The organism is Ammoniphilus sp. YIM 78166, from assembly GCF_004522215.1.
Lineage (GTDB): Bacteria > Bacillota > Bacilli > Aneurinibacillales > RAOX-1 > YIM-78166.
In genome coordinates this window covers 19865-33502 of the sequence record NZ_SDLR01000004.1, presented here as the reverse complement: position 1 = coordinate 33502, position 13638 = coordinate 19865, and the positions used below count along the sequence as shown (strand labels likewise).

At 39.9% G+C, this 13638-nt stretch carries 11 protein-coding genes; 7 read left to right on the top strand and 4 right to left on the bottom strand.

Annotated elements, in window-relative coordinates:
- Nucleotides 1–19 precede the first annotated feature (19 nt).
- The gene (locus EIZ58_RS16765; protein WP_134702049.1) at nucleotides 20–2656 is read right to left on the bottom strand and encodes a bifunctional diguanylate cyclase/phosphodiesterase; all 2637 of its coding nucleotides are present in this window, start codon (nucleotides 2654–2656) and stop codon (nucleotides 20–22) included.
- 211 nt (nucleotides 2657–2867) lie between these two features.
- On the opposite strand from EIZ58_RS16765, the gene EIZ58_RS16760 reads away from it, so the two are divergent.
- From EIZ58_RS16760 to EIZ58_RS16745, 4 genes are all read left to right on the top strand, one after another.
- Nucleotides 2868–3860 carry a DUF3231 family protein gene (locus tag EIZ58_RS16760; RefSeq protein WP_167577760.1) on the top strand — a complete coding sequence of 331 codons (993 nt, stop codon included), beginning with the start codon at nucleotides 2868–2870 and terminating at the stop codon, nucleotides 3858–3860.
- 13 nt (nucleotides 3861–3873) lie between these two features.
- Entirely contained in the window at nucleotides 3874–4863 is a 990-nt protein-coding gene (locus EIZ58_RS16755) for a DUF3231 family protein (RefSeq protein ID WP_134702047.1), read from the top strand.
- A gap of 107 nt (nucleotides 4864–4970) precedes the next feature.
- A complete protein-coding gene (locus EIZ58_RS16750) occupies nucleotides 4971–5522 on the top strand; it encodes a CBO0543 family protein (RefSeq protein ID WP_134702046.1) in 552 nt (183 codons plus the stop codon).
- Between the two features lie 160 nt (nucleotides 5523–5682).
- On the top strand, nucleotides 5683–7851 hold the full coding sequence (locus tag EIZ58_RS16745; protein ID WP_134702045.1) for a PAS domain-containing sensor histidine kinase: 2169 nt from the start codon (nucleotides 5683–5685) through the stop codon (nucleotides 7849–7851).
- Nucleotides 7852–7935: 84 nt separating this feature from the next.
- On the opposite strand, the gene EIZ58_RS35170 is transcribed toward EIZ58_RS16745, so the two are convergent.
- Nucleotides 7936–8274, bottom strand: a complete 339-nt coding sequence (locus EIZ58_RS35170) for a CBO0543 family protein (protein WP_370297714.1) — start codon at nucleotides 8272–8274, stop codon at nucleotides 7936–7938.
- A gap of 639 nt (nucleotides 8275–8913) precedes the next feature.
- On the opposite strand from EIZ58_RS35170, the gene EIZ58_RS16740 reads away from it, so the two are divergent.
- Nucleotides 8914–9561, top strand: coding sequence for a nitroreductase family protein (locus tag EIZ58_RS16740; RefSeq protein WP_134702044.1), 648 nt, complete (start codon nucleotides 8914–8916; stop codon nucleotides 9559–9561).
- A 193-nt stretch (nucleotides 9562–9754) separates the two neighbouring features.
- Here EIZ58_RS16740 and EIZ58_RS16735 read toward each other — a convergent pair whose 3' ends face one another.
- Complete coding sequence (locus EIZ58_RS16735; protein WP_134702043.1) at nucleotides 9755–10777, bottom strand: DUF3231 family protein; 1023 nt, start codon at nucleotides 10775–10777, stop codon at nucleotides 9755–9757.
- A 272-nt stretch (nucleotides 10778–11049) separates the two neighbouring features.
- Entirely contained in the window at nucleotides 11050–12216 is a 1167-nt protein-coding gene (gene chrA / locus EIZ58_RS16730) for a chromate efflux transporter (protein WP_134702042.1), read from the bottom strand.
- 163 nt (nucleotides 12217–12379) lie between these two features.
- On the opposite strand from chrA, the gene EIZ58_RS34465 reads away from it, so the two are divergent.
- Together EIZ58_RS34465 and EIZ58_RS16720 are read left to right on the top strand one after the other, a co-directional pair.
- Nucleotides 12380–12754 (top strand): Chromate resistance protein ChrB, encoded by a 375-nt coding sequence (locus tag EIZ58_RS34465; RefSeq protein ID WP_370297769.1) that lies wholly within the window; start codon nucleotides 12380–12382, stop codon nucleotides 12752–12754.
- Nucleotides 12751–13164 (top strand): chromate resistance protein ChrB domain-containing protein, encoded by a 414-nt coding sequence (locus tag EIZ58_RS16720; RefSeq protein WP_134702040.1) that lies wholly within the window; start codon nucleotides 12751–12753, stop codon nucleotides 13162–13164. The genes EIZ58_RS34465 and EIZ58_RS16720 overlap by 4 nt, the downstream gene beginning before the upstream one ends.
- Nucleotides 13165–13638: the final 474 nt, after the last annotated feature.

Genomic DNA, 13638 nt, shown 5'->3' with positions numbered 1-13638 from the left:
CTTTTTCAATGCACCTTGTTTAAATTTTAATCGATAGGTTCCTCTGGATCATGTCACCAAAGGTTTCAAAAAATTGCTCTGCGCTCAGGGGTCTACCGAGTAAATAACCCTGGGACATATCGCAATGATGTTGCTGTAAAAACGCATATTGCTCCTTCGTTTCTACGCCTTCCGCCACAATGGTTTTCTTTAGTGTGTGGCCCATCGCTATGATGGTGGCTACGATGTCGCGATCATTGGAGTCTGTCGTAATGTCTCGTACAAAAGACTGATCGATTTTTAACCGATCAATGGGCAGTCTTTTTAGGTAATTTAGAGAGCTATAGCCCGTACCAAAATCATCAATGGCAATCTTAACTCCCAAGGACTTGAGATCCTCGAGCGTGGCCATTGCGGTTTCCACGTTCATCGTCATGGATTCCGTAATTTCGAATTCCAGGTAGGATGGGCTCACTCCCGTTTCCTTCAGGATTTTTTTAACTGATGCCACAAGATTTCGCTGATTGAATTGGCTAACGGATAAGTTCACGGACATTATCAAAGGGGGAAAGCCCCCATCTGCCCAACGTTTAGCTTGAAAGCAAGCCGTACGGATGACCCATTCACCAATAGGTACAATCAAACCCGTTTCTTCGGCCAAGGGAATAAATTTACTCGGTGGAACCATACCAAGTAGAGGGTGGGACCAACGGATGAGGGCTTCTACCCCTTGAATGCGGTTTGTCTTGAGATCAATCTGCGGCTGATAATGAAGAATAAACTCTTGCTTTTCTAATGCTCTTCTCAGGTAGGCTTCAATTTCTAGTTTCTCATTTAAAATGGTTGCCATGGTATCCATGTGGGGTTGAAAAACTTGAAAGTTATTTTTCCCTTGTCTCTTCGCCTGGTACATCGCCTGGTCTGCTTTTAAGATGAGGGCTTGGATATCTCTAGCATGACTCGGGTATAGGCTGATGCCAATACTTGGGGTAATGACAATTTCATGCCCTTTATGGTTGAAAGGTTTAGATAGAGCTTGTTTAATATTCTCTGCTATGTACTCGGTTTCTAGGGGGGTGGTCTGTTCAAGTAAAATGAGAAATTCATCTCCACCGTGACGGCATACCGTATTGCTTTCCCCTACACACGCTTTTAGGATTTGGGCTACTTGTTGGAGAAGCCGATCCCCGATATAATGACCCATCGTATCGTTAATAAACTTAAAACGGTCAAGATCGATAAAGAGCACGGAAAGAGTATAGTTCCCTTTATGGGCTTGCTTGATAGCGTGCTCAAACCGTTCTTGAAACAACCGCCGGTTCGGAAGCCCTGTCAATGGATCATGTAGAGCAAGAAAATGGTTATGTTCCTTTGTCTTATGATGCAAAATTGCTAGTTTAGCTAAATGGATCGCGCGATCTAATAGGGTAGATTCATAAGCATCAGGACTTCGAGGGATACGATAATAGATACAGAACGTCCCTAAGACCTCTCCTTGGTTATCCAGGATGGGTGTAGACCAACAAGCTTTTAAACCGTACTGATTGGTCAAACCTAGATATTCGGACCAATTGGGGTCGGTGTCAATGTGGGGTACAATGACCCTCTTCTTGTTACGAATCGCGATCCCACATGATCCCTTGATGGACTCTACTAAAGCTCCGTGGAAATGTTGGGTAAACTCCACAGGCAAACGGGGCGACACTCCGTGGAGAAGATTTTTTTTGTCATCACTTAAGAGATAAACCGCGGCAATTCCCCCTGGCGATAACCCTTCTACAAGACAAACAATGGCTTCTAAGATTTCTTTCAAAGGACGCACGCGAGCAATCATTTCATGAATATAGTTATGTCCCTCTAATAGGAAATCGTATCGGCTCTTCTCCGTTATATCTTTCATAATGCCAAAGACCCCAGCGACTTGCTCATTTTCATAGATGGGGACATTGGTAATGCGAACCATGATCTTTTCCTTCTTTTTGCTATATAAGGCGGTGTTGTAACGTTGGGTTTCGCCCTCTTTGGCCTTTTCAAACTGGACCATTGTGCGTTGTAGCTCATCAGGTACAAGGAGAGAAGCCATAGGGGTATGTAGGAGTTCTTCCCTAGAGTAACCCGTCAATTTCTCCATCATCGGGTTTACACTTGTTAAATATCCTTTCAAATCTACAGAAAAGACAGGATCCGGATTATGCTCGAAAAGAGACTGGTAACGGTACTCGCTATTCTTCAACTGTCTTTCCGTATAGGTTTGATGCGTGATATTACGGGCGATCCCCGTAATCCCCCGAAGCTCGTTCCCCGCGATGACTGGAACCGTTGTCATAATTCTTAATTCTACTCGTTGCCCCTCTTTATTGCGTACCGTAATCACCACGCCCTCCTGTTGCTCTGGGTCTGGTGTATTGTGGTTTAGGCTCTCCTGGAAAAGTTGACGGATCCAGTCCCGTTGCTCGGAAATAATGAGCGCTTCATAAGAAAGGGAGATTAACTCTTCTTTGGTATATCCCAATATTTTCTCACCAGCAGGATTGATGTTAAGAATACGCCCCTCAAGATCAATCGAAAAGATGATATCTGTATTATTTTTGAATAAAAGGTCAAACTGCGTGATCATGTCGTTTAAAGTTTGAATTTTTACAAAACTTTGGATAGGTAGGTCTGTTTCTGCGCTCATCCATTTTCACCCCGTCGTTGCGTACAATCCTAGATGTTCTCTTCTATTTTATCGTTTCATATCCAAATAGGATAGATGTAGATTCAACTTTCCTTAGAAAATACAAAGACTCTGTCTCACTATATAGGTTAGTAGTTGAATACTGGAGCCTTTAACTGGAAAAATTATGAGGGTCTACTATTACGGAGGCTTCGAATGGAAAGGTGAGCAAATGGAGATCGAAAAACTAACCCCTTCTGAAATCACAAATTTGTGGAACTCCTATTTAACCAACACCATGGCTTTTTGGGTGACTAAGTATTTTATTACAAAAACACAAGATGAAGAATTACGTAAGGTTCTTGAGTATGCAGAAGAAATCGCCAAGATTGAAGTGGAAAAATCCAAGGCATTTTTAGAGGATGTAAACCACCCTCTCCCACAAAAGTTTGATCAACATGACGTGGATTTGAATGCCCCAGCCATATGTACGGATGATTTTACAGCTATACTCAAGTATGAAATGGCTAAAGTTGCGAACGTAGTTTATTCCATGTCGGTAAACACGTCTACTCGCAAAGATATCCGTGAGTTCTATCAAGAATGCTCAAAGAACTCAACTGAACTCACTAACCGTTTCGGTGATCTTATAGCCAAAAAAGGTTTGCACCACCCTGTGGTTCATATACCAACTCCAAATCAAAGTGAAAAAGTGAGTAAACAACGTTTTTTGGCAGGTTGGTTTGCCGATCGTCGTCCTCTTAATTCCGTTGAGATTGGTCAGCTGGTGTATAATTTTAAGTCCACGGAAATGACCCGAACTTTTATCAAAGCTATGGCCAAGGTTACACCAACCAAGTCATTACAGAAGCTTTTTGAACGTGGTGTAAGTTTGTATGAGAAGCATCTGGACATTTTCCAATCTATAGTTTCTGAAAATCATCTTCCTCATCTGCGAACGTGGGAGGATCAAATCTTAGATAGTGCGGTATCACCATTTTCGGACAGATTGATGTTGTATAAAATGCATTTATTAGCTTCAGCAACCGTGGGGCGATATGGAACCTCTCTTTCTATCGCGCAAAGAAGAGATTTAGCTTCCCATTATTCGAGATTAATGACAGAGGTTTTACAATTTGCAGAGGACAGTGTGAATCTTATGATCGAACTTGGATTTATGGATCAATTACCGATGGCTAGAGAAAAAGTAAATCATCTCAATTAAAAGAGGCCCAAACATGAGCAACAAGATAACCCTGTCTCCATCAGAAATTTCCAACCTGTGGAATGTCTATCTTACTGAAACCATGACCACCCATGTCACCAAATATTTAATTAAAATGGGAGACAAAGATGACGATCAGTTTATCAAAACATTAGAATTCGCATTAGACATTTCACAAATGGGAGTAGAAGTGGCAGCAGACTTCTTTAAAAGAGCAAATTTTCCACTCCCAGAAGGATTCTCCGAACAAGATATTAATTGGGATGCACCTAAAATTTATTCTGACAATGCCGTGATTTTAGTTAAGAAAAAACTGGTAGAGGATGCTCTTGTAGCTAATACCTTGTCATTGGGAAGTTCGTTTCGAAAAGAGATTCGGGATTTTTTTGAAAAACAGCTGGTAAATGGTACGAAGCTCCTTAATATGCTTTTGGACCTGATTTATCAAAGAGGGTTACTCCATCCCTTACATATTTCAACTCCGGAACGAATTGAAAAAGTTAAGCATTCCTTTTTATTCTTAGGGGGAATCATGGAAGGCAACCGGCCTTTAAATACGGCAGAAGTCTTTAATTTAGAATTAAACTTTCACGAAACGGAGGTTCTGTCTCTTTTCTTTAAAAGTTTTGCCCAATTTGATTTAACCAAGGACAAAAAGTTAGATCAACACTTTTTGCGTGGAGCAGAAATTATGGATAAGCATCTACAATTATTCCAAAATCGATTATCGGAGAGTGAGTTGCCAGAACTCCCAACATGGGAAAGTGAATTGGGCGATAGTACGATTTCACCCTTCTCAGATCGGTTAATGTTGTTCAAATCTGCCGTCATGCTCTCAGCAACAGCGTCAAGATATGGAGTTGCACTTTCGACTGTAATGAGAAAGGATATTGGTACAGATTTCGCAAGATTGATGACAGAAACTCTTAAATATGCAGAAGACAACATGAATATCATGATCGAAAAAGGGTATTTCGATGAACATCCCTCAGCCAAAAAGTAAATACAACGGTATCAAGAGGTTATGGAATTACTCATCCTAATATTATGGAGTATTGCCATGGGTTGTTTTGGTTACATTAATTCAAAACGTTTGATGGGCGGATGAGAATGAATGAAGAACTAAGAGAACGTATAGATAAAGCCTATGCAGAAATAGCTAGAGTCAATATTGAGTTTTTTCCCATATGGAAAGAACAGTTCTTTTTAAAGCCGTTCTGGTGGGTAAGCTTTGGACTGACCATAATTCCATGGGCATTTTGGATTTATTTTCGGAAGAAAGAAAGTACAAGCAGATTATTGTTTGCTGGCTTCTACGTTATGCTGATCTCTTCTTACTTTGACTTTTTGGGGATAAGCTACGGACTTTGGGATTACCATGCCAAAATTGCTCCTCACTTTCCGACTTTCATCCCTTGGGATTTATCCTTAATGCCTGTAACCATCATGACATTCATTCAGTTAAAACCTACCGTTTCACCTATTTGGAAGGGGCTTCTTTTCTCGGGGATTACAGCGTTTGTCATAGAGCCTATCTTAGTTTGGGTTGATTATTATTATATAATTAAATGGGAATACATGTATTCGTTTCCTATTTACTTCCTCATTTACTTATCGGCAAATTGGTTAAGTAAAAGAAAAAGCTTTGATAATATTGTTTAAAATGGCTTCCTTCCTAGGTGGCCATTTTTTTGTCTATTAAACCAATTGTGAGTTCAATAGTTGAAAAACTAGTTCAACATATTTGAATAGTTCGAAGGACTAAAAAATTTTATGTCGAAATTAATCAAGTAAACACGAACAAAAGGGGTATTGATGAAGAATGGATCACTTTCTCCCTCACGGCTATTGCTTCTCTTGGAGACTTGATTTAGTTACTTTGCACGCACTTTCAGATATGGTAATCATGTTGTCTTATTATTCAATCCCCATTTCGATCTTACTATTTATACGGAAAAAGAAAAACATCCGGTTTAGAGCCATAGCATTGCTCTTTATTTTATTCATTTTTCTTTGTGGAACCACTCATTTTGTTTCCTTGATTACCATTTGGAAGCCGATTTATTTTACGGAAGGATTATTCAAATCCATAACTGCCATTGTTTCGCTAGTAACGGCTATCTACATCTGGTTTTGGATGCCTAAACTTCTATCGCTACCGACGACAAAGGAACTAGAAGAAGTGAATCATCAACTTAAAGAAGAGCGGGACTTTATCGATGCCATACTCCACACCATGGATGCCTTGGTGTTGGTTCTAGACCCCCAAGGGAAAATCATTCGTTTTAACCAAGCTTGTGAAAAGCTAACTGGATATACAGCCAAAGAAGTGGAGGGAAAGATTTTCAGTGATCTCCTTCTGCCTTCATCTGAACGTGAAAGCGTTTGGCAGGTTCAACAGGAATTACTGAATGGAAGCCTTATTAATCATCATCAAAATCAATGGGTTACAAAGTCTGGAGAGCATCGCTTAATTTCTTGGTCAAATACCGTGATTCGGGAAGATCACGTGACAGTGAAGTATCTCATTGGTACGGGGATTGACATTACACACCGAGCACAAATGGAGAAAGAGCTATATCGAGTTCAACAGGAATTCCGCGAAACCGTAAGGCAACACCAAGGGGTATTGTTTAAATTTAAAAAAGTAGATGGGCGTTTTATCTATACGTTATGTGAGGGGGCTCTATTAGAACAAGCGGGCATGCTACCCGAAAAGGTGATAGGGAAATCTCCAGAAGATATCTTTCCTCCCCCTTTGGTAATCTTGATCATGGAACCATACGAACGAGCTTGGCAAGGAGAAAGCCCTGTCTTTTTCGAAATGACTCTTAACCGAATCCCATGTTCCGTATGTTTAAAACCAGTTTGGCGTGATGGAGAGATCGTGGAAGTCATTGGCACTGTGGCTGACATGTTAGAACGGAAACAATTTGAACAAGAACTAAAAGAAGCGAAGGATCAGTTGGAATCCTTCTTTCAACAAAGTGTTGATGGAATTATGGTGAAAAATTTAACTGGGCGTATTATTAAAGTGAATCCGGCCTTAGAACGTATGTTAGGTTGGAAGGAAGCAGAGTTACTGACCGATGATTTTAACAACCAGCATATTCCCCCGAATTATAGGCAAGAAACCCAGGATCTAATGGAAAAAGTTCAACGAGGGGATGAGGTGGTTGGTTATGAAACTATACGCCAGCGCAAGGATGGTCAGCTCTTAACGATCCAAATGACCTTATCGTGCATTAGAGATCATCAAGGTCATCCCGTCGGAATATCCCTTATCCTAAGGGATATTACAGAATACAAAAAGACGGATGAACTCATACGAAAGTGGGAACGAGTTTCATCCATTGGTGAAATGGCCGCGAGCATCGCCCACGAAATCCGCAATCCGCTAACCACGTTAAAAGGGTTTGTTCAATTTATAAAGCATGATGACAGCCAAGGTACTTATCTTCAAATTATGCAGGATGAACTAAACCGGATCGAAATGATTACCAATGAGTTTTTGATGTTAGCCAAACCGCAGGCCATTCAGTTTAAGCCGATCTCGATATTAAACTTGTTAGATAGTGTGATCATCTTGGCGAACATGCAAGCGTTGACGAAAAGCCTGATTCTCCAAAAAGAATTATCGCCTGAGGTTGCACACTTTTATGTGTTTGGAGAAGAAAATCAATTAAAACAGGTATTGATAAACTTGATGAAGAATGCAATCGAGGCCATGCCGGAAAATGGAACCATTCGAATTCGAGGGTTTCGTGAAGAGAACCAATGTGTACTTCAAGTGATAGATGAAGGGTGCGGAATTCCTAATGAATTGATCCCGCGGTTAGGAGAGCCCTTTTACACCTTAAAAGATAAGGGAACAGGTTTAGGCTTAACCGTATGTTATAAAATCATAAAAGAACACAAGGGGACTATCGAAATCAACAGTCATGTTGGGGAAGGAACGATCGTGACAATAAAGTTTCCATTGATAGAGTAGCTTAGGATTGATAGCATGGAGCCATTACCTTGCAGAACTAACTTTCATTCCTTTCTTAAACCAGAGAAAAAATCGAGAATGACTTCAAAGAGGGTAATCAAAGCGGTGTATACGATGTAATACTCTCCGATGCCATGGTTTTCTTTTGGGGAGATATAGGGTAAACATCACACACAAAACAGGGAAGGCCATGAATTCAAATAAGAAGCTTGTTCGATTTGCCTTTTCTGCAGCCTCGAACAAAACGACTGGATACTTAATCAGCTCAAATTCAACGACAACTAATCCGAAGTACCAATTGAAGGTTTGCATAAAAAGAAAGATTAGCCACGCTTCTCTTTTCTTTTTTTTAGGCACAAAAACCTTAAGCAGGATTATGGAAATAATCCAGGAGGAAACAAGAATACTTCTTTCAAGAGTCATGGGTGTTAACCTCAGTGCATGTTTTTAAAAATAATCTAACCATGTAAGATGTAAAATATGTAAGATAGGACTTTATAAAGCAAAACTTGCAAAAAGGGATAGCTCCCTATCTGAGGAGGTATCCCCGTAGTGAACAGCCATATCCATATCCATATAAGACAAGCTAAGCCGTAAAGCTCATTCAACCTCTCAGCACACTTGAAAAACAAGAGCGGAATGATCTCACGGAAATTCCATCTCGATTCCCTTCCATGTAGATTCTACATACGACACAATTCTACCTTCGTAAGGGTAGTGATTGCTCCGTTCCTCACCGCGTTTATCTTCAATTGTTAGCAAAATCCCTTTGTTCAGAAAGGCAAGCCTTAAGCGATTATAACTTGAAGGACCCTTGAATTTCTTCTGCTTTGTTGTGATTCATCCCTCCTAGTATGATCCCTGATCATTTCAATGTATTTCATCACTCTAGTATAATTTATTAAGTTACTTGACATTAGTAAGTGAATAGCATTATTATATTTACATAAAGTTTTATCTAATAAAAAATAAGTAAATAACAAAATATTAAGATCTCTTTATCATCATTGGTTGTCATTAATTAAGAAATACTAAAAACACAACATAAGAGGAGTGATTTAAATGGGAATACTAAGCGATCTTTTCAATCCAAAAACTGAGGAAAATGTAAATGCAAAGGACTTTTATACTGCGGTTGAAGATAGAAGATCTTATTACGGAATTAGTAAAGAATCACCTGTTTCGGATCAAAGAATTCAAGAGGTGATTGAACATGCTGTGAAACATACTCCTTCCGCGTTTAATTCGCAAAGTACTCGAGTAGTTCTATTACTTGGAGAACAACACAATAGATTGTGGGATATTACAACGGAAACATTAAGAAAGATTGTACCGGCCGACCAATTCAGTTCCACGAAAGAAAAAATGGATTCATTCCGTGGTGGATATGGAACGGTGTTATTCTTTGAAGATGTGAGTGTGATTGAGCAGCTCCAAAGTAATTTCGCATCTTATGCTGAGAATTTCCCGATCTGGTCGCAGCACACTTCTGGAATGCATCAGTATGTAATATGGACAGCGTTAGAAGTTGAAGGATTCGGGGCATCTTTACAACACTATAATCCTTTGATTGATGAGGATGTAAAAAAAGAGTGGAATATTCCATCAGAATGGAAACTCATCGCACAGATGCCGTTTGGAAAACCAACGATGCAACCGGGAGAAAAGCAATTCCAACCATTAGCAGATCGCATTAAAGTGTTTAAATAATGAAACAAGTGGAAGGAGTATGATGCTCCTTCCGTTTTTGTGTTACTCGCGAGGTTCATTTTCCTAACTGTACATGGATCCCAATGGAAACCAAGTAAAAACCAATAACGAACGTATTCTATCGATTGGCAGGAACGTCGTTCATACGGCAGCATCGATCAACCAAATGAAAGACCATGCCCTTTCCTAGCCTTCATTCGTATTCCGAGCGTTTAGCAATCGAAATGTTGTGAAGAGCGTGAGGCGGTTCTTCTAGCCATTGATTTTCAATCATCAAATTTGCCCCATCCTCTGCGTAGGCAATGGCTGCGGTAATCATCTTCATAAACAAACTTCCCAAATCACGTCTTGAACAGGTTCCCAATGCTGTTCCATAGATCCCAATCGATAGACCGCTAATGGCTGTTAAATGGTACATCATTAATTTGTCTGAGAACGGTGGGGTTGTGGAGTTTAGCACGTCTGAATCCCAGGTAGGGGATACATTGATATTTTCTTCGGCTAGCTTATGTGACAATTCCTGTATGTTGTTGAAGGCAATGTCTATTCCTCTTATGAAATACTCTCGAACCTTTTTGGAGCGTGCAACCTGGCTGAATCCAATAAGTAATGTTTTTCCAATGCCATTTCTTTGGATATTGTAATAACACTGGGTAATCTCCAATGCATTCATCGGTCTTCGATTTCCTAGCCATCCTGTCAAATAGCTCTGCTTTTGGATGAACTCGACTTTTTCAGGGATAGGGATGTGGGCTGCTCTGCTATATAATCCTTTAGATAACAGGCATTGTAAACTTTTTTCATATAACTCTTTAGCCGATACATAGGCCTTTGTAAAAATGTCCAATATATCTTTTCGAGCAACCGATGACACGGACAACCCATAGGTGGTCATCGCCAGTTTAGCCATATTATGTACGTAATTTAAGAAGTAAGTATCGGAGTATAGTGCAGGAGCATTGATATCAACGTCTTGATCACCAAACCCTACAGGAATGGGATGACCTTCTTGGTTGAATATTTCGGTTATAGCTCTAATATGAGTTTGGCTTATACTCAGAGCAAATTCCAAGATAGGGAGTATTTCCGTATCTTGAGTTTTAGCAATAAAATATTTTAGAACACAGTCTGACATGCTATCTGTCATATAGGTTGACCATAGATTTCCGATTTCTGAAGAGGTTAGTCTAATATTGTGTTCTGTTTTTGTCTCCATTCCTTATATCCTCCTAAAACGTTTGTTTTAGTTTTCCCTGGAGAATTTACAAATATATTTCTGAAAACGTTTTTGATCAGTCAACCGACAATCGATTGATCGACCCGTCTCTTGCTCCGTTATTGCGGTAATAACGAGGTTTCAGTCAGGATTGCTCGGTAAAGGAATTATAGTCATTGCGTAGAAACCATATTAGTGGTTTCTTATTATCATTCAGGAGTGGAGAGGTAATGAATAATGCTTGGAATAAAGTTGTATATAAACTAAAAGGGCTACATCAATGTAACAAGGTACATAAAACCAGAACCAAAAATAAGTCCAAACAAGAACACACTCCAAAGCGGAGGTTTCATTTTAATAAGTAAAAACAATGAAACTAACGTTATGATAGGACTAGCCCAATCTTGAAATACCTCTATGGACAGACGAATTAAAAAGTTTGCTGTTAATCCGACCACCGCTGCACTTACCCCAGCTAAATAAAGCTTAATTCCCACATTTTTCCTCAGTGATTCAAAGTAAGGAGCACCCAATAATACGAATAGAAACGCCGGTAAGAAGATGAAGAATGTTGCCAGAGTAGCTCCCCAAAAGCCGTGGGCTGCAAAACCTACAAATGCCGCAACCATAATGAGTGGACCAGGTGTTAGTTCATTAATAGCCAAACCATCAATGTATTGTTGAGTCGTTAACCAACCATAATAATCGACTGCCTCAAATTGCAGTAACGCAAGAACAGTGTAGGCTCCTCCAAAGCTTAGGGCACCAATTTTTAAAAATAACCAGGACACATTAGCAGATAACGAGGAAGCAAATCCTACAGATGAAGCCAGTAAGACAGGTTCAACTGCAAAACCATGTAAAGTCGAGTTATCTTTCTTCACCTTATTTTTTTCTGTTAACTTATTTACTAACATATAGATAAAACCCATTGCTAAAAGAAGAAGGATTAGATCAACGGTTGTAACAAAACTAAGAACAATCATTAATATTGTGATAAATAGTAACTGACGGTTTGTTAGTACACCAAATTTATGGGATAAACGGTATAGACTAAAGGCAACGATAGCAACCATTGCTGGTTTTACTCCGAATAACAACATTTGAGCAATATTAGATGTCGCAGCATATTGGAAATATACCCAGGCTAATAAGGTAATCATAATAAAGTTAGGAAGCATGAACCCTAATCCAGCTATGATTCCGCCCAAGACACCCCTTTTGTGATAACCCACATACATACAAAGTTCAGCCGCTTCGGGCCCAGGAAGCATTCCACAAACCGCATAGGCATCCTTAAATCGGTCATTATCAATCCACTTCTTCTTTTCAACTGCGTCTTCATGGATAACTTGAATTTGAGCTACGGGACCACCCCAGCCTTGAAGTCCAATTTTGATGTAATTTATAAATAGTTGCCATAGGCTCGGTTGAGACATTCTTTCCCCTCCAATAATAAATGAATAATGTTTTTTACTATAGAACCCATTATAATATAAATGTAATACTGGTTACACTTTTTATTAGGCTCGAGGAGGAGAAAGTTTGAACACCTGGCTGCATTTATTGTATAAAATCCCACGGAATCCTAGCAAAATACGGGTGTACGTTTGGCGTAAGTTAAAGCGTCTAGGTGCTGTTCTTCTTCATGAATCTGTATGGTGTCTCCCTTCGACCCCTAAAACGAGAGAACAATTTCAATGGTTGGTCGTGGAAATCCAGGAGCTTGGTGGTGAAGCTTCTCTATGGGAAACAAAGTCGGTTTTTAGGGAGCAAGATGAGACAATCATACAAGAATTTCTTGACCAAGTGGATAAAGAGTATGAAGAGCTATTAAATGCCCTAAAAGATAAAGAACCTGATCTTTTAGCCATTTCAAAGAAATATCAGCAGGTAAAAATACTGGATTACTTTCATTCTCAACTAGGTGAGAGGGTACGCAAAGAACTACTTGAAAGAAAAGGCGGGAAGTTATGAAGTGGGTTACATGGGAAAATGTTGGGGTAGATAGAATGGCTTGTGCTTGGTTGATTCGCAAATGGATTGATTCTGAGGCGGAATTCTCCTTTGTTCCTCTCGGTTCAAAGCCATTACCAGAAGGAGCTGAACCATTTGATATTCCTGGGGTTCGTCTTACTCATCGAAGGGGACATTGCACTTTCCATACCATGTTAAGGGAATACGATATTAAGGACCCCATTCTGGATAGAATTGCTCAGATAGTAGACGAAGCCGATACGGTACAAGAGGTGTTTTTAGAGCCGGTTGCACCAGGACTTGATTATATTTGTGACGGTATTCGCTTATCGAGTCCTGATGACTTAACAGCGCTAGAGCGTGGAAGTATCATTTTTGATGCTCTATATGCACATCTTCAAGTTAAATAATGGTTGTTTTTCATATATTTTCTCCATCTATTCAATGGGAGTTGTTAGCCACGGAGCAGTCACGACGACTGCTCACTTTTTGTATCACGCAACTAAAATTATGATGAACAGCAACAAGGGGACTAGTCAGTTTTACAATCTAACCAACTTGGGTGGAAGAATCGACAACATTCGAGCAATTTCGGGGAGTGACAGGCACTCTCGTAGGCACTCTCGTAGCAATATTTATTAAAAAACAATTGACTGATGAAATAATGTTTCATAGAATAAAAATATCATAAATATTAGTTCAGTGAGTGGAGGCGATTATGAGCGGGCTTTCCTAATAGGCTTAGCGCTGATCTTTGCTATTGGATGGATCACTCGATGCGATCCGTAGCTTGCTTGCTCCTCATATCCAAGGTTCCTTGGACTTGCCCTTTCTCAGATGGGTTTGTTGCTGGCTGGAGCTCCATTGGGCATCCCCTTGTCGGG